The organism is Amycolatopsis halotolerans (assembly GCF_042647905.1).
GTDB classification, from domain to species: Bacteria; Actinomycetota; Actinomycetes; order Mycobacteriales; family Pseudonocardiaceae; genus Amycolatopsis; species Amycolatopsis halotolerans.
In genome coordinates, this window is the sequence record NZ_JBHRWI010000002.1 from 85,103 (window position 1) to 102,028 (window position 16,926).

The following is a 16,926-nucleotide window of genomic DNA, read 5'->3' on the forward strand; positions in this document are numbered from 1 at the left end:
GAACGGAACGCGGGCACCGGTTCACGTACGCGCCGTCGGGCCTTCGCTGTCCAGCCAACTTTCTCCGCTTCCGGCTCGTAATACTCGCTGCCGTGACCGTCTCGTCCTCCTCGTCCGGCCCCGCGCCGCCGGAGCGTCTCGTCCTCGCCGATCTGCCGTCCCGGGCCGATCGGCTCTTCCGCCGCGTCACGAGCGGGGCCGGGCTTTCGGTGCTCGCGCTCTTGATCGTGATCGGGTTCTTCCTCGTCTACCGGTCCGCGCCCACGTTCGAGGCCAGCGGTTTCGGCTTCTTCACCACGATCCAATTCGACCCGGCTTCCGGGCATTTCGGCGTTCTCGGCCTGCTGTACGGCACGGTGGTGGTCGCGCTGATCGCGGTCGCCGTCGCGGTGCCGTTTTCGGTGCTGGCCGCGCTGTTCATCAGCGACTACGCCAGTCCGCGGATGCGCGGGTTCCTCACCGGGCTGGTCGACCTCCTCGCCGCGATTCCCAGTTTGCTCTACGGCCTCTGGGGATTCAGCTTCCTGCGCCCGTACATCACTCCATTGTCGCAATGGATGACCGACAATCTCGGCTGGTTCCCGCTGTTCGACACGAAACCGGGCGCGGTGCTGTTCAATTCGATGTTCGTCGCGGGGCTCGTGGTTTCGCTGATGGTCATTCCGATCACGACGTCGGTCATCCGCGAGGTTTTCACCCAGACTCCGCCCGGGGAAAAGGAAGCCGCGCTCGCACTGGGCAGCACGCGCTGGGGCATGGTGCGCACCGTCGTGCTGCCGTTCGGCCGCGGCGGGATCGTCGGCGGCTCGATGCTCGGGCTCGGCCGCGCGCTCGGCGAGACCATCGCGGTTTCCCTTCTGCTGCCTCAGGTTCCGGAATTGACGACGCATCTGCTCGAGTTCGGCGGCGCGACTATTTCGGGCTTCATCGCTAACAACGCCGGGCAATCCGGGCCCGCGTTGAGCGGGTTGATGGCGGCCGGGCTGGTGTTGTTCGCCTTTACGCTGGCGACGAACTTCAGCGCTTCGGTGATCATTTCCCGCAGCCGTTCCGGAGTGGGGGTGGACGCGTGACCGCCACCGAAGTCCGTCCCGAACAAGTGCGTCCGATTCCGGTGCGCCGCCGGACCTCCGCGACCACTCCGCAGGACCGGCTCGTAGCGCTCGGCTGCGCCGTGTCGGCGACGTTGCTGACCTGGTTCGTGATGCACCAGCTGCTGGTGTCGCCGGGCTGGCTCGCCGACCTGGTCGTGGCCTATCTGCTGCACCTCGGCATGCTCTACCTCGTCACCCGCGACCGGCTCGGGCGGCTCGCGGCGGTCGACAAGCTGGTGTCCGCGGTCGTGGTGAGCGGCGCGGTCGGTCTGCTGATCCCGTTGCTGTTCCTGCTCGGCTACATCGTCCTCAAGGGCGTGCCGAGCCTGCGGCTGGCGTTCTTCGGGCACGACATGTCCGCCGTCGCGCCGACCGATCCGGCGACGGCGACCGGTGGTCTGCACGCGATCGTCGGGACCCTGGAACAGACGGCGCTCGCGCTCGTGTTCGTCGTTCCGCTCGGCGTGCTCACCGCGGTGTTCCTCAACGAGACCCGGTCCCGTTTCCGCCGTCCGGTGCGGATTTTCGTGGACGCCATGAGCGGTTTGCCATCAGTGGTCGCCGGTCTTTTCGTATACGCCGCACTGATTCTGCCGCCCGCTCAGCTCGGCTTCTCCGGATTCATGGCGACGCTCGCGCTGACAATGATCATGCTGCCGACCGTCACTCGCACCGTGGACGTCGTGCTTCGCCTGGTGCCGGACGGTCTGCGCGAGGCATCACTCGCCCTCGGTGCGAGCCGCGCGCGCACGGTCTGGTCAGTCGTGCTGCCGACCGCGCGCACCGGCGTGAGCACCGCGATCATTCTCGGCATCGCGCGAGTGGTCGGCGAAACCGCACCATTGCTGTTCACCTCCTTCGGCACGCTTTCGATGAATTTCAACCCGTTCAGCGACCCGCAGGAAAGCTTGCCCCGCTTCGTTTACCGCTACATCAAAGAACCGCTCGCCTCGGCGCAGGAACGCGGGTACATCGGCGCGCTGGTGCTGATCCTGCTGATCTTCGCGCTGTTCGCCCTGACCCGGCTGATCGGCCGCAAACGCTGGTCGGCGCGCCGCACGAAACCCAGGAGTGCCCGGTGACCGAAACCCTCGAAGTCCGCGAACCCGTCCGGGTGCTGGGCGGGCCGCCGCCGGGCGCGGCGACGCTGGAGGCGCGCGGCGTCCACGCCTGGTTCGGCGACCGGCTCGTGCTGGAAGACGTCACGCTCGCGATGCCCGCCAACGAGGTGACCGCGCTGATCGGCCCGTCCGGCTGCGGGAAATCGACGTTCCTGCGCATTCTCAACCGGATGCACGAGCTCGTCGGCACCGCGAGCCTGGCCGGCGAAGTCCTGCTGGACGGCGACGACATCTACGCCGAGGGCACCCGCGCGCAGCACGCCCGGCTGCGGATCGGCATGGTGTTCCAGAAGCCCAACCCGTTCCCGGCGATGTCCATCCGGGACAACGTCCTCGCCGGGCTCAAGCTCGCCGGCGTCAAATGCGCGGACAAGGACGGGCTGGTCGAGCAGAGCCTCGAGCGGGCCGGGCTGTGGCGCGAGGTCCGCGACCGGCTGAACTCCCCCGGCGGCGCGCTCTCCGGCGGGCAGCAGCAGCGGCTGTGCATCGCGCGATCGCTCGCGGTGCAGCCGAATGTACTGCTGATGGACGAGCCCTGTTCGGCGCTCGACCCGACGTCCACGCGGCGGATCGAGCAGACGATCGTGGAGATCTCCGACGAGGTCACCGTCGTGATCGTGACGCACAATATGCAGCAGGCGCAACGGGTTTCGCATCATTGTGCGTTTTTCCTCGCCGGGGAGAACGAGCCTGGGCGGGTGGTCGAGCACGGGTCCACTGAGCAGATTTTCGAGAGTCCGGAAGACAGCCGTACGCACGACTATGTCCATGGCCGTTTCGGCTGAACTGGGGAGTTTGTGATGCGTCGCACGAGATGGGCCGGGCTTGGCTGCGCGGGGGCGTTGCTGGCCTGTCAGGTTTTGCTCGCTCCGGCCGCGGAGGCGTTCAGCCAGGTCAATGGGTCCGGGTCCACGTACGTCGGACTCGCGATGAGCGACTGGCAGAATGGCGCTAATTCACGCGGCATTCCGGTCAATTACAGCGCGCTCGGCTCTCCGGCCGGGGTCAATCAATACGGCGATCACACCGTCGACTTCGCGGGCACTGAAGCCGAGGTCAGTTCGCTGGAGGCGGCGGGCGGCGGCGGGGCTACCGCCAAGCAGCGTGGCTATCAGTACGTCCCAGACGTCGCCGGCGCGGTCGCGGTGATGTACAACGTCACCGATGCCGGCGGACGCCGCGTCGACACCCTGCACTTGACCCGCGATGTGGTGGCACGGATCTTCGCGCGGCAGATCACCCGCTGGAGCGACCCGGCGATCAGTGCCACCAACGGCGGGTTTGCCCTGCCGGATCAGCCGATCACGCTGGTCGGCCGCAGTGGGCAGTCCGGTACGACGGCGCTGTTCTACGACTTCGTCGCGCACATCGCGCCCGGGCCGTACGGGGACTTCATCGGCCGCAATGTCGACAAGGGGATCGGGCCGCTGCCGTCCGGGGTGCGGCCGATCCAGCTGCCGACCCGGGGACCGGACGCGGACTTCTACCGGCTGTTCGCCGATTCCGACCAGATCGCGCAAACCCTCGCCAACGGCAGCGTCCCGTTCTCTATCGGATACGACGAATTCGGTTACGCGAAGAAGTACAACGCGCCGACCGCGTGGGTCGAGAACCAGTCCGGAAAATACACCCTGCCGTATGCGGCCAATATCGCGGCGGCGTTGACCAAGGCGAATCTGCGGCCGGACCTCAGCCAGGAACTGTCGGGGGTCTACGCCAATCCAGATCCTTCGACCTACCCCGTTTCGGCGTATTCCTATTTGATGACGCCGTGCGGATCAGGACGGGACACCTGCAAGGGCGGATACCCGGACGGGGCCAAGGCGGACACGATGACCGCGTTCATCGAGCATGTCGCCTGCGACGGGCAGATCAACATGGCGCGGATCGGATATTCGCCGCTGCCGCCGAACCTGTCGCAGGAGATGATGAACGCCAACGCCCGGCTTACCGGGCGTCCGCCCAAGCAGCTCAATGCGGACAATTGCGCCAACCCGACATTCCACGGAGGACTTGGCGCGGGGGCCACCGCACCGCAGGATCCCTTCGTCGGGATGGGCGGGGTGGACGCGCTGACCCACCCCGGCAATGGCGGCGACCCCAAGGCCAAGGCGAAGGCAGGATCGAAGCCGTCGGCCGGCGCGCAAGCGTCGGCCGGACCGGGAGCGTCGTCCTCGGCGGGACCGGATGCTTCGGAGGCCAACGGCGGGTCGAAGGACTGGCGCAATGCCGAGCCCGCCGCTTATCAGGGCGGCGGATTCGGCGGATTCGGAGCATGGGCGGCGCTGGTGTTGTTCGCCGCGATTTGCGTGCCGTTAGTGGTGCGCGGACTCATTCGGCGCTTGCGGCGGACGGGCTAGCGCGGATTCAGTTTCCGGTCCAGGGAGGAGCCGAGCCCCAGCCCCAGCGGGGCACCGGCTGCTCGCCCGCGCGCCCGGCGTCCGGCGCGGAGAACACCACCGCGAGCCTGCTGCCCCATTCCAGGTACCCCGCGAGCGCGGCGCGGAACTCCGGGTCGGCAGGCAGCCCGGCCTCGTCCGCGGTGGCCAGCAGCAGCGAAACCCACCGTCGTCGCTGCGGCTCGGTGATCGCCCGGCCGGAATGCCTGGAGATCATGTGCGCGTGCCCGCCGTGGCCGGCGGTGTACGCGGCCGGGCCGCCGAACACCTCGCCGAGCCAGATCGCCACGTGCGCGGGGTGTTCCGGACTCATCCCGGCGAACACCTCGGCGAGCAGGTCGTCCTCGGGCACCTTCGCGTAGAACGCCTCGGTCAGCCGGGCCAGCGCGGCCGCTCCGCCCGCCCATTCGTACAGCGTCGGCACCGCGCCGCCCGGACCGGCCACCTCGGTTCGTTCGTAATGCCGCATCTCCTCGATGTTCTCGACATACGGCCGGATCTCGGCGAAGAACGCGGCGAACTGGGGCCCGCCCCGGAAACCCTGGAGGTGCGCGTCAGCCGAAGTCCAGACGATGCGCAGGACATAACTGCCCGGCTCGTCGACGGCGTGCGCGAGTTCGTAGTCGTGACACTGTTCCGCGGCGGCGAGCGACTTGGCTGCCCGTCGGTAGGCGGCTTCGAACTCCGCGTGCCCGCCGTCCGGAATGCGGTACCGGATGTACTCGATGATCACCGTGCCAGCCAAGCACGCGCCGGGGCGGTCGCCTAGTACGCACTTGCCGGTGCGTACCCGCGGCAGGCGATGATGGAGGGATGAAAGCGCGCTACTCGTGTGCGGTCGAGCTGGCTGTCGACGTCATGGGCGGGAAGTGGAAGCCGGTGATCCTGGCGCGGCTCAAGGAAGGCCCGCACCGGTACGGCCAGCTGCGCCGGGCCATTCCGTCGATCACCGAGAAGGTGCTGACCGCACAACTGCGCGAGCTCGTCGGGGCCGGACTGATCGACCGGACCGAAGTGGCCGGCCGAGTGCCGACCGTCGAGTACCGGCTCACCCCAGAAGGCGACGAACTGCGCCCCGCGCTGACCGCGCTGTACGAATGGGGCAGCCGGTACGCCGAGCGCAACGGCATCCCGGTCGGCACTTCCTGACTAGGAGCTAAGCAAGTCCGCCAGCACCGCAGCTTCGCTGATGTCGCTGCGCTTCGTCGCGGTCAACAGCGTCAGCGAGCCCTTTTTGGACAGTGCGCGCAAGTGGTCCAGCGCCTCCGCGCGTTCCGGTTCTTCCAATTCCGCGCGGTACCGTTTCGCGAATTCGCCGTAGCGGTCCGGGTCGTGCGCATACCACTTGCGCAGCTCCGTCGACGGGGAGATCTGCTTGAGCCAGTCGTCCAGGTGCGCGCGGTCCTTGCTCAGCCCGCGCGGCCAGAGCCGGTCGACCAGCACCCGCGAGCCGTCGGCGGGTTCGGGATCGTCGTAGACCCGGCGCACCTGGACTTGGCGTTCGCTCATCGGGGCAGCGGCTCCTTCCGGCGTCTGGGGCTCCCGTCGCCGCCCAGCGTCCGCCGGTGGACGCCGCGGTGCAACCGAAGGGGGTATAACCCCAGGGTATGGAACTGCGTCAGCTGCGGTACTTCGTCGCCGTCTTCACCGAGGGGTCGATCAGCCGGGCGGCCGGGTCGCTGCTGATCTCGCAGCCCGCGCTGACCCGGCAGATCCGCGTGCTCGAACGCGAGCTCGGGACGCCGTTGTTCGACCGGGTCCCGACGGGCGTCCAGGCGACCGTGGCCGGGCGCGCGCTGCACGAGCACGCCCGGCAGCTGCTGCGGCTCGCCGACGCGACGCGGGAGGTCACGCGGTCCGCGGCTCCGGTCAAGGAGCAGGTCGAGATCGCGTTGCCGCCGGGGATTCCGCAGGACTGGGTGCTCGTCGCGCTGGCGCAGATCCGCCGCCAGGTGCCGGACGCGGCGTTGTCGTTTCTGGACGCCAGCAGCACCGAGCAGCTCCGGATGCTCAGCGAGGGCCGGATCGACATCGGGCTGATCCACCAGAACCCGCCGTCCACCTTGCACGGGCGGTTGTTGTTCGAGCATCCGTTCGGCGTCGCGATCCGGCCCGGCCACGCGCTTTTCGGCCGCGCGCAGTGCCGGTTGCGGGACCTCGACGACGTCCGGGTGCTCGCGCACTCGCGGGCGCAGGTTCCCGCCGGGCACGACCAGATGCGCGCGGCCGCACACGGGCTCGGGGTGTCGCCGAATTGGCGGCTCGCGCGGTTCAACGAGAACGCGCTGGCCTGTGCGGAAGCCGTCGAGGCGGACGCGGTGCTGTTGAGCAGGCCCAGCGCGAACCGCATGCTGCCCGGCTGGGCTTGGAGCGAACTGGTCGAACCGAGCGTCCCGCTGACAACCTGGGCAGCGTGCCAGCCGCAGACCCGGCGGATCGTCGGCGCGGTCATGGAGGTGCTGGCGGGGTCCTGAAAAGCCCGCCCGGGAGCGCTTGCGGCTCCCGGACGGGACGCGGATCAGCCGGTCGCCAGCACCTTCAACCGGTCAAGGCCGGCGCTGAAGTAGTCCTGGTCGAGCGGCGTCGAGGTGTACTGCCAGAAGGTGTAGAACCCCCAGGCGTAAGGCAGCGTGCCCGGCGACGACGAGTACGCCGCCACCCACAGCGGGTTGGTCGAGCTGAAGTCGCCCTTGTTGCCGGTGCACTGGGTCCACCAGCTGTTGGCCGTGTAGATGACCGGCCAGCGCGACGTCTTCGCGTGGTACTCGTCGCTGAACGCCTTGATCCACGACACCATCGCGGACTGGCTCAGCCCGTAGCAGGCCGAACTGGGCCCCCACTCGATGTCGAGCGTGCCGGGCAGGGTCTTGCCGTCCTTCGACCAGCCGCCGCCGTGCGAGACGAAGTAGTCGGCCTGCGCCGCGCCGCCCGAGAGATCAGGACGCCCGTAGTGGTACGACCCGCGGATCATGCCGACGTTGTACGAGCCGTTGTACTGCTGGCTGAAGTCCGGATTCTGGTACCCCGTGCCCTCGGTCGCCTTGACGTAGGCGAACCGCTTGCCCTGGTTCCAATAGGACTGCCAGTCGACCGCACCCTGGTAACTGCTCACGTCGATGCCGGACGTAGTGGTCTCGACCGACGCCGGCGCGACCGCCCCGCCGCCCGGTTCGTGCGCCCGGATCGAAGCGCCCATCTGGTGGTTGTCCGGAGTCTCCGTCGAGGTGCTCGCGGCTGCGGCAGGTGCAGCCGAAGCGTTCGACGCGGTCGCCACGAGCAGGGCGGCAGCCGCGGCGAACACCGCCCCGGTCAGGCGACGGCGCGCCCTCCCGGCGGGTCCCCAGTGGTGAGTGGTCATGACAGGTCCTTTCGGATGCCCTCGCGACGTGCCACCCGATCAGGTGGCACGAGGACCTGATTCTGTTACTCAATGCGAGACACTGTCACTGCTCCAAGTGACCTAATTTCCACTTGACCGGACAACGAGAAAGACATTCTCAGTAGGCCGTTGCGGTCAAGTTGGCCGAAAACCCCACCAACCGGCCGCGCCCGCCTTACTCTCCTCCGCCATGTCGACACAGCGAAGAACCCGGACAATCCTGCAGCTCCTGGCCGTGCTCCTGGCCCTGGCCGCGACCGGTACCGGCACTGCTACCGCTGCCGCTACCGCGCAAGCAGCCGAACAGCCGCTTCTGCACGTCAACCACTCCTACGGAGTCCTGGACCGCGAAACAGCCGACGCCATCGAGCATTCGGCCTATCTGAAGGATTTCGCGAACTTCCAGGTCCGCACCACAACCGGCGCGGGCGGCGAAAAATGGACCGGCCGCTACCTGATGGGCCGCGAAACCTACCTGGAACTGTTCGGTGTCGGCGACGTCCCGGGCAAGGACGGCGACCTGGGTTCGGCGGGCCTGGGAGTCTCGGTCGAACACACCGGCCAGCTGTCCACAGTGGTCCAGCGTCTTCACGACGCAGGCATCACGAACCCGCTGGAATTCCTGCAAACCCGCGACTTCGGCGACGGCAAGCCAGTCCCGTGGTTCGACGGAGTTTTCACCACCGACCAGTACGACACCTTCGGCGCCTGGGGCATGGAATACCGCCCGGAGTACTTCGCCGACCCGCGCAGCAACACCGGCCCGGCGCAATACCCCGGCGACATCAGCCGCAACCGCTACCTGCCTGACGACTACCGCAACCACCAGATGCGCGACGTCACCGGCATCCGCCTCGGCATCACGGCCCGCGACCTCACCAACACTCTGCCCCTGCTGCGCGCCGGAGGCATGACGGTACGAGAGCTGCCCACCGGCGCGACCGCGACCGACGGCATGACCACCATCCGCTTCGAAACGGTAGCCGCGGACCAGGTCGGCCTGCGCCAAATCGACCTGGCCCTGAACTGCCCCACCGGAACCAAACACGTCGAGCAACTAGGCCACTCCACGCTCGTGGTCGGCCCCGGCGCACACGCCCGCTGGACCTTCAACATCCGCAGCTGACCCCAGTCGTTCCGTGAAGGGCTCCTTGAGGGAATCTGATTCCCTCAAGGAGCCCTTCACGACCCGCCTGCCTCCCTGAGGGCCGCCTTCACGGCAGTTCCGTCCGTGAGGGGAACCCTCACGGACTCTGATTCCCTCAGGGTTCCCCTCACGACCTTCCTTCCGCACGCCGCGCCGCGCCGTGAGGGGCTCCTTCACGGACTTAGATTCCCTCAGGGCCCCTTCACGGACCGCCCACCGCCCGCCAGAACGCGCCCCAATGCGGCATTGGGTGCGTCCCACGCACCCAATGTGGCGTTCGGTGCATCCCACGCACCCAATGCGGCATTGGGTGCGTCCCACGCACCCAATGCCACATTGGGGCGCTAGCCCCACCCGCAAACCGCAGCCAGCGCACCCAACCATCGAGGCACCCAGCCCCACCCCCGCACCCCGATACGAAGCCTCCCTGCGGTCTGGGGGTGCTTGTCAAGGCATCTTTCCAGCCTTGACAAGCACCCCCAGACCGTCAGCACAATCAAGCTTCGGGGTGCCCCACGCAACCAACGCAGCAATGTCGCCGCCAGGCGACGAGCCCCTACGAATCCTCCCCAGAACGCAACACAGCCAACTCAGTCCTCCCCCGAATCCCCAACTTCGCATAAATCCGAGTCAAGTGATACTGCACAGTCTTCACCGACAAAAACAACTCCGCAGCCACCTCCCGATTAGACTGCCCCCGAGCCACCATCCGCGCCACCGCCTCCTCCTGCGGCGTCAACCGATCCACCCCGCCCCGCGGCAAATGCACCCCACCAGCCCGCAACTCCCGCTCACACCGAGCCACATAGGTAACCGCCCCCATAGAAGCAAACCCGTCCCGAGCAGCAACCAGTTGCGTATCCGCCCGAGCCCGCCGCCCCAACCGCCGCAACGTCTGCCCATAAGCAAACGCAATCCGCGCCTGGTCATACCGCAGCGGCAACCCCCCAATCAACTCCACCGCCGCATCAAACGCCGCCACCGCCCCCACATGATCATTACGCGCCCCTAGCAACCGCCCCCGAGCAGCAGCAAGACGAGCCCGAGCCGAAGCATGCTCCCGCTTCCCGGCAGCCCGCTCATGCGGAGCCAAAAAAGCATCCGCCTCCTCAGAACGTCCACTGAGGACAAGAGCATGGGCATAGAGATCGTGCCAAGGCCAATGCCCAGGCTCATCCACCGAAGTAGGCAACGACAACCGGGTCAACGGATGCAGCGCCCGCAACACCCCGGCGGAATCCGCCGCCGCCTCCGCAACCTGCGCCCGCGCCAGCAAGGCCGGAACCCGCATGATCTCGTAATCCTGCGACCCAGCGGCACAAGCCAGCAACGCCTCCTCAGCCCGCCCCTGATCCCCGCGCAACGCATGGACCGCGGCCGAAGTCCAGTGCAGCAACGGCGCAGTGACCACAATCCCAGTCCGGTCAACCAGAACAAGCGCTTCCCGAACCACTCGCAAAGCGTCGTCCCACTCCCCGCTCAGGAACAACGTCCGCGCCAACCAAGCCTGCGCCCACAAGGAAATCCGCGCCGACCCACCCAAATAACTAGTCGGCACCGCACTTTCCAAATCCACCCGAGCGTCGTCGATCCGATCCGTCAGCAGATTCAGCCACCCCCGAGCCATCACCACTCGCTGAGCCTGCGCACCGTGCCGAATCCGCTCGGACAACTGCACGTAATCCCGCCGAGCCTGCTTAGCCCGCCCCGAAGCCGCGAGCCCCAGCCCCCGAATAGCCGCAGCCTCGACCGCAGCCGGCGTCTCCGGTACAGCCAATTCCAGAGCCCGATCCGCCCACCGCACCAGATCCTCAGCGGAATACCGGCAAAGCGCATCAAGCACATACCGCTGACAAATCAACGCGGCCGTCTCCGGATCCCGCGAAGCATTGACGATATCCCAAGCCCGACTCAACCGTCCGCCAGCTTCAGCAGCCCGACCGCGCACCACCGCGAGATAGCCCAGAACCGCATCCCGCAACGGCGTCTCACGCACACTCTCGACTTCCGGAGCAAGCGCGGCGGCCCGAAACACATCACCAGCACCGATTAACGCGTCGACAGCCCGAGTGATCCGAGCCTGCCGCAACTCAGCATCCTCGGTAAGCCGCCCAGCATCGTTGAGCAGTACCGCGGCCGTCCCCCAAGCCCCCGCCGCGGCCCGCTCGACCGCCAGCGCGTCCAGCCGATCCGCGACACCCGCGTCCGGCACCGGACTGGCCGCGACCAGCAACCGCAAACTCCGCGCCGGATCCTCGACCAGCTCCGCCGCCCGCCGCTGCAGCTTCGACCGCCTCTCCGGCCCCAATCCAGCGAGCACAGCCGCCCGAACCATCGGATCCGGCGGCCCCACCTCGGCAAGCCCGCGCGGCGCGAGCTCGACCAATCGCGCCGCACACGCCTCGTCCAGCACCGGCAACGGATCCCCGTCGAGATTGGCCAACGACGCCACCGACCGCACCGTCGCACCAGCACCGAGCACCGCAGCGGCCGCGACAAACCGTTCTGCCGCAGGGGAAAGCTCCGAAACTCTCTCCCGAACCGAAGCAGCAACCGCGACCGGTGCGGGCAGGTTGGGATCGAACCCAGCCCAGGCAGCCCGAGGGACCTCAGTCAGCAGCTGCACCACATACCGCGGCCGGCCAAGAGTGTGCCGACACAACCGTTCGGCCATCGTCGGATGCAACGCGATGCCGCGCGCCGAGGCCATTTCGGACACTTCCGCGGCGTCGAGAGGCGGCACGCGCACCTCGTCCCCGGACATCCGGGCGAGCAACTCCAGAACGTCCGCACGCGCGCGAGAATCCCCGGTCGCCGCAGTGAACAGCACCGTGACCCGCGCCGCCGGATGATGCCGCAGCAGCGACGACAGCGTCCGGATGGAGTCCACATCGGACAGATGCGCGTCGTCGACCACCAGCAACGTCCCCGGCACCAGCTCCGCCGCGATCCGCCCCGCGACCGGCAACGGTCCGCCGTCCGCGGGCAGGTCCGGGAACAGCTGCCGCAGCACGGCGAACGCGCTGCAACTCTCCCATTCGGCCGCGGTCGCCAGGAGCGCCGGCCCGGGGAACGCGTCGGCGGCCCGCCGCGCCAGCGTGGTGCGCCCGCATCCGGCCGGACCGCACACCAGCACCGCGCGCCCCGCCCGGGAAAGCAGGCCGGCCAGCTCCTCCGCCGCTGTCGTCACGGTCCTCCCCGCTTCGCCGGATGCCGCCGTCAGCCGAGATCGCCCCCGGCCACGGGCAGGACGGTGCCGGTGACGTACGAGGCCTCGTCCGAGGCCAGGAACGCGATCGCCGCGGCCTGCTCGTCCAGGGTGCCGTACCGCTTCAGCAATGACGATCCGACAGTCTGGTCGATGTGCGCCTGGAACCACTCCCGTTCCCGGTCGGTGGCCGGATCGGGGCCGCCGCGCGGGATCCGCCGCGGCGGGGCCTCGGTCCCGCCCGGCGCGGTCGCGACCACGCGCACGCCGGCGTCAGCGTACTCGAACGCCAGCGACGCGGTAAGCGCGTTGATCCCGCCTTTCGCCGCCGAGTACGGGATCCGGTGGATGCCGCGGGTAGCCGCCGACGAGACGTTCACGATCACCCCGCCGCCCCGCTGCGCCATCGACGGCAGCGCGGCCCGGCAGGAGAACAGCGTGGTCAGCAGGGACCGGCGGACCTCGGCCTCGATCTCGTCCGGACCGAATTCGGTGAACGGCTTGAACCGCAGCGCGCCGCCGACGTTGTTGACCAGCACGTCGATCCGGCCGAACCGGGCCAGCGCCGCCTCGACGACCGCCTGCGCTCCCGCCCAGGCCTCCAGGTCGGCGACCACCGCGGCGGCCTCGGGCAGCTCGTCGGCCAAGCCGCTGACCAGGCCGGACCGGTCGGCGAGCACCAGCGCGCCGCCCTCCGCGGCGATCCGCCGGGCCGTCGCCTCGCCGATCCCCTGCGCGGCGCCGGTGACCACCACGACCTTGCCCGCGAACCGTCCTGGCGACAGGAATTTCGGCCCCTCGGCAGCGCCGCCCATCGCCCGCCGGGTGGTGACCTTCGACCGTTCCGCGTGCTCGGCCACCAGCCGTCGCGCGGTCGCCCGGTCTCCGGACTCGAACGCCGCGACCAGGTCCAAGTGATCCTGCGTGCACCGCGGATGGCACCAGGTCGCGTTGCGCAGCGTCTCGGCCATGTGGCCTTTCACGCCAAGCGCCTGATATGCCTGCAGCAGGTGCTCGTTGCCGGTGAGCGTGAACAGGTAGTCGTGGAAGGCCGCGTTGGTTTCGGTGTAGGCGGCGGCGTCCAGGAACCGGTCACCGTCCACATAGGGCACTGTCGACTCGGCCAGCAGCCGGTATCCGGCGAGCTGGCCCGAGGTCAGCCGTCCGATGGTCAGTTCGAGCGCGCCCAGTTCGAGGGCCTGCCGGGCCTCGAATACCGCGTCCGATTCGTGTACTGACGGGTGTTCCTCGCCGATTTCGTACTCGCCCGGCGTTTCGTCGGCCGCGGGCAGCATTTCCTGGCCCGCGATCGTGCGCGCGACCCGCGCTTCTTCCGCCGCGGACAACGTCGCTCCGGCGCGCAGCGGGGCCAGTTCGACCGGCGGAAACAGCTCCTGTCCGGCCAGCGCCCGGCCCGCGACGAACTCCAGCTCCGGCTCGGGTTCCGGATCGGCCGCCACCACCGGCGGCACGGGGATCTCCGGCGCGCGGACCGGCGCGGCGAGCGCGAACTTTTCGTAATAGAAACCGGTCGGCTCGAACCCGGCCGACGCGAAATGCCCCCGCACCGCCTCCACCATCGGCGGCGGACCGCACAGATACACCGCGACATCGCCGCCGTGCAGGTGCTCGTCCCGGATCAGCGTGGTCACATAGCCCTTGTTCGGCGCGGCACTCCCCGGATCCGAAACGCAGTAATCCCAGGTCAGCCCGGGAACCTCCGCAGCGAGCTTCGCCAGCGTCGCCGTCTCCACCAGGTCGTCGTCGGTACTCACGCCGTACACCAGATGCGCTGGCCTGGCCGCGCCAGAATCACGCATAGTGCGCACAATGGACAGAATCGGCGCGAGCCCAGTGCCCCCAGCGAGCAATAACACCGGTCGGTCCGTCTCGCGCAGGAAGAAGCTTCCGTGCGGGCCGGTGAACGTCAGCTCGTCGCCGGATTTCGCCCGTCCAGTCAGGTAATCCGACATGACCCCGCCCGGCGAGAGCTTCACCAGGAAAGTCAACTGGTCGTCCTCAGGCGCGTTGCTGAACGAGTACGACCGAGTCACCTCGGTGCCCGGAACAGTGATGTTCACGTACTGCCCGGGCAGAAACGCGAGCCGGTCCCGATCACGGATCTCCACCGCGAGCGACATCGTCGTCGGCGAAAGCCGTTCCAGCGCAACAAGAGTGCCGTGATGCTCCGCAGCCTGCGTCTTCGCGACCGCCGACGTGCTCGCGATCTGCAGCACCAGATCGGACTTCGGCTTCATGCTGCACGGCAGCACATACCCGCGATCGGCCTCGTCAGTGCTCAGGGCGTCTTCGAGATAGGAACCGCCCTCGTACTCCCCCGATTCGCAGAACGCCTTGCACGTTCCGCACGCACCGTCGCGGCAGTCGAGCGGAATGTTGATGCGCTGCCGGTACGACGCGTCCGCAACAGTCTGGTCCGGCGCGCACGTGACGAAGCGAGTGACACCGTCCTCAAAGGACAGAGCGATCCGGTGGTTCATGACCGCCTCCGCTCAGAAGTGGTACACGTCAACGACGTGGTGGATGTAATCGTTCTTGAGCACCACGGTCTTCCGCCGGATCAACGGCGACGGCCCGGAGAAATCGACGGTGTAGAACGAGGTCCCGTAATACGGATCGACCGTGTGGTACCGGAAGTACATCGTGTGCCAGTTGAACCGCACGTCCACGAGATCGCCGTGCCGCTCGATCAGCTCGACATTCGAGATGTTGTGACTAGTCCGCGGTTCCGGAAGAGACGTCGCGCTCGACCGTTCAGTACGGATCCGGAACACCCGGTCCTCAAGCCCGCCCTTGTTCGGGTAGTAGATCAGCGAAATGTCGCGTTGCGGGTCCTCGGTGAGCAGGTCGTCGTCGCCCCAGGAAGGCATCCAGTACACGACGTCGTCGGCGTAGCATTCCAGCCACTTCTCGAATTCGCGGTCGTCCAGATACCGCGCCTCACGGTAAAGGAACTGCTCGACGTCGTGCTGGGTGATGGTCTTCTCAGCGGCGGTGGTCATCGGGTCTCTCCTCGAACGGCCTGCTCGCGGGCGATCGCCGCACGCATGGTTTCCTGCCAATACCCGTGCTGCACCGGATAAAGACCCTCGTCCTCGTTCTTCTGCCCCGCCGAGACGACACCATCGAGCCCGAGCGACGACGCGACCTCGTCAGGCCCGGTGAGCCAATGCCGCGCGCCGCGGCTCATGTCGTTCCACGGCGCGGCCGTCGCGCGGAAAGTGAGCTGGCAGGACCGGAATTCCTCCAGGTCGTCCGGCGTCGCCATGCCCGAAGCGTTGAAGAAGTCCTCGTACTGCCGGATCCGCCACGCCCGCGATTCGGCGCTTTCGCCCTTCGGCGCGATGCAATAGATGGTGACCTCGGTCTTGTCCGGCGCGATCGGCCGGAAATGCCGGATCTGCGTCGAGAACTGGTCCATCAGGTACACGTTGGGATACACGCACAGGTTCCGGGACCCGCGCACCATGAACTCGCCCTTGGCGTCGCCGTATTTCTCCTTCAGCTCCGCCATCCGCGGCCACAGCGGACGGTCCTGCGGATTGCCCGCCCAGGTCCACAGGCACAGGTGCCCGTGCGGGAACGACCAGTAGCCACCGCCGGACTTGCCCCACGAACCGGCGTCGAGGGTCTTCGTGTCGTTGGCCGATTCACCGGTGTTGCGCCGGGCCGTGGTGGCCGCGTAATTCCAGTGCGTCGCAGTGACGTGGTAACCGTCCGCGCCGTTCTCCGCCTGGACCTTCCAGTTGCCGTCGTAGGTGTACGTGGACGCGCCGCGCAGCACTTCAAGCCCGTCCGGCGACTGGTCCACGAGCATGTCGATCACCTTCGTGGCGTCGCCGAGGTGCTCGGTCAGCGGCAGCACGTCCGGATTGAGGCTGCCGAACAGGAACCCGCGGTAGGACTCGAACCGGGCGACCTTCGTCAGGTCGTGCGAGCCGCCGGTGTCGAACGACTCCGGGTAACCCGCGCCGTCCGGGTCCTTGACCTTCAGCAGCTTGCCGTCGTTGCGGAAGGTCCAGCCGTGGAACGGGCAGGTCAGGGTGGGCCGGTTGTCGCGTTTGCGCCGGCAGATCATCGCGCCGCGGTGCGCGCAGGCGTTGATCAGGCAGTGCAGCTCGCCTGCCTTGTCGCGGGTGATGACGACCGGCTGGCGGCCGATCGTGGTGGTGAAGTAGTCGCCCGGGTTCGGCAGCTGGCTCTCGTGGGCGAGGTAGATCCAGTTGCCCTCGAAGATGTGCTTCATCTCGAGTTCGAAGATCTCCTCGTCGGTGAAGATCCGGCGATTCGCGCGGTAGACGCCCGCCTCCGGGTCCTCCACCACCGCGTCCGCGACTACGGAAGCGGCGTGGTCCAGCATCTCGGTCATGACTCCTCCAACGGGCCTCTGATCTGCACTGATCGGCTCCCCAGCAGGGCGTTTCCCGCACTGTGCCACCCCGTGCCCGCGGTCACACCAGGGCAAGACCCAGTCCTGACCTAGGGTGTGATTATTCGATTCTGTTTATCAATCGCACGCAAACCGCTCCTTGTCTTCACTCAATGCCGGAACTTACG

At 67.8% G+C, this 16,926-nt stretch carries 14 protein-coding genes; 7 read left to right on the top strand and 7 right to left on the bottom strand.

What is annotated here, in order from left to right:
- Positions 1-92: 92 nt before the first annotated feature.
- From pstC to ACFORO_RS01150, 4 genes are read left to right on the top strand one after another with little or no spacing between them, the layout of a single operon-like run.
- Complete coding sequence (gene pstC / locus ACFORO_RS01135) at positions 93-1,073, top strand: phosphate ABC transporter permease subunit PstC (RefSeq protein ID WP_354746254.1); 981 nt, start codon at positions 93-95, stop codon at positions 1,071-1,073.
- Positions 1,070-2,176, top strand: coding sequence for a phosphate ABC transporter permease PstA (pstA, locus tag ACFORO_RS01140; protein ID WP_354746252.1), 1,107 nt, complete (start codon positions 1,070-1,072; stop codon positions 2,174-2,176). The genes pstC and pstA overlap by 4 nt, the downstream gene beginning before the upstream one ends.
- Positions 2,177-2,208: 32 nt before the next feature.
- Positions 2,209-3,000 carry a phosphate ABC transporter ATP-binding protein gene (locus tag ACFORO_RS01145; protein WP_370940722.1) on the top strand — a complete coding sequence of 264 codons (792 nt, stop codon included), beginning with the start codon at positions 2,209-2,211 and terminating at the stop codon, positions 2,998-3,000.
- A gap of 15 nt (positions 3,001-3,015) precedes the next feature.
- Positions 3,016-4,575, top strand: coding sequence for a substrate-binding domain-containing protein (locus ACFORO_RS01150; RefSeq protein WP_377873990.1), 1,560 nt, complete (start codon positions 3,016-3,018; stop codon positions 4,573-4,575).
- A 7-nt stretch (positions 4,576-4,582) separates the two neighbouring features.
- Here ACFORO_RS01150 and ACFORO_RS01155 read toward each other — a convergent pair whose 3' ends face one another.
- Positions 4,583-5,347, bottom strand: a complete 765-nt coding sequence (locus tag ACFORO_RS01155; RefSeq protein ID WP_377873991.1) for a group II truncated hemoglobin — start codon at positions 5,345-5,347, stop codon at positions 4,583-4,585.
- Between the two features lie 80 nt (positions 5,348-5,427).
- On the opposite strand from ACFORO_RS01155, the gene ACFORO_RS01160 reads away from it, so the two are divergent.
- On the top strand, positions 5,428-5,763 hold the full coding sequence (locus ACFORO_RS01160) for a winged helix-turn-helix transcriptional regulator (protein ID WP_377873992.1): 336 nt from the start codon (positions 5,428-5,430) through the stop codon (positions 5,761-5,763).
- Here ACFORO_RS01160 and ACFORO_RS01165 read toward each other — a convergent pair whose 3' ends face one another.
- Positions 5,764-6,123, bottom strand: coding sequence for a DUF488 domain-containing protein (locus tag ACFORO_RS01165; protein ID WP_377873993.1), 360 nt, complete (start codon positions 6,121-6,123; stop codon positions 5,764-5,766).
- Positions 6,124-6,221: 98 nt separating this feature from the next.
- On the opposite strand from ACFORO_RS01165, the gene ACFORO_RS01170 reads away from it, so the two are divergent.
- A complete protein-coding gene (locus ACFORO_RS01170) occupies positions 6,222-7,088 on the top strand; it encodes a LysR family transcriptional regulator (protein WP_377873994.1) in 867 nt (288 codons plus the stop codon).
- Positions 7,089-7,132: 44 nt separating this feature from the next.
- Here ACFORO_RS01170 and ACFORO_RS01175 read toward each other — a convergent pair whose 3' ends face one another.
- Positions 7,133-7,972 (bottom strand): GH25 family lysozyme, encoded by an 840-nt coding sequence (locus tag ACFORO_RS01175; protein ID WP_377873995.1) that lies wholly within the window; start codon positions 7,970-7,972, stop codon positions 7,133-7,135.
- A 211-nt stretch (positions 7,973-8,183) separates the two neighbouring features.
- Here ACFORO_RS01175 and ACFORO_RS01180 point away from each other — a divergent pair, with 211 nt between their 5' ends.
- Positions 8,184-9,119, top strand: coding sequence for a DUF5829 family protein (locus ACFORO_RS01180; RefSeq protein WP_377873996.1), 936 nt, complete (start codon positions 8,184-8,186; stop codon positions 9,117-9,119).
- A gap of 577 nt (positions 9,120-9,696) precedes the next feature.
- Here the strand turns inward: ACFORO_RS01180 and ACFORO_RS01185 are convergent.
- From ACFORO_RS01185 to benA, 4 genes are read right to left on the bottom strand one after another with little or no spacing between them, the layout of a single operon-like run.
- Positions 9,697-12,330 carry a helix-turn-helix transcriptional regulator gene (locus ACFORO_RS01185; RefSeq protein WP_377873997.1) on the bottom strand — a complete coding sequence of 878 codons (2,634 nt, stop codon included), beginning with the start codon at positions 12,328-12,330 and terminating at the stop codon, positions 9,697-9,699.
- Positions 12,331-12,359: 29 nt separating this feature from the next.
- Positions 12,360-14,849, bottom strand: a complete 2,490-nt coding sequence (gene benC / locus ACFORO_RS01190; protein ID WP_377873998.1) for a benzoate 1,2-dioxygenase electron transfer component BenC — start codon at positions 14,847-14,849, stop codon at positions 12,360-12,362.
- 12 nt (positions 14,850-14,861) lie between these two features.
- Entirely contained in the window at positions 14,862-15,371 is a 510-nt protein-coding gene (gene benB / locus ACFORO_RS01195) for a benzoate 1,2-dioxygenase small subunit (protein ID WP_377873999.1), read from the bottom strand.
- Positions 15,368-16,738, bottom strand: a complete 1,371-nt coding sequence (gene benA / locus ACFORO_RS01200; protein ID WP_354750591.1) for a benzoate 1,2-dioxygenase large subunit — start codon at positions 16,736-16,738, stop codon at positions 15,368-15,370. The genes benB and benA overlap by 4 nt, the downstream gene beginning before the upstream one ends.
- Positions 16,739-16,926: the final 188 nt, after the last annotated feature.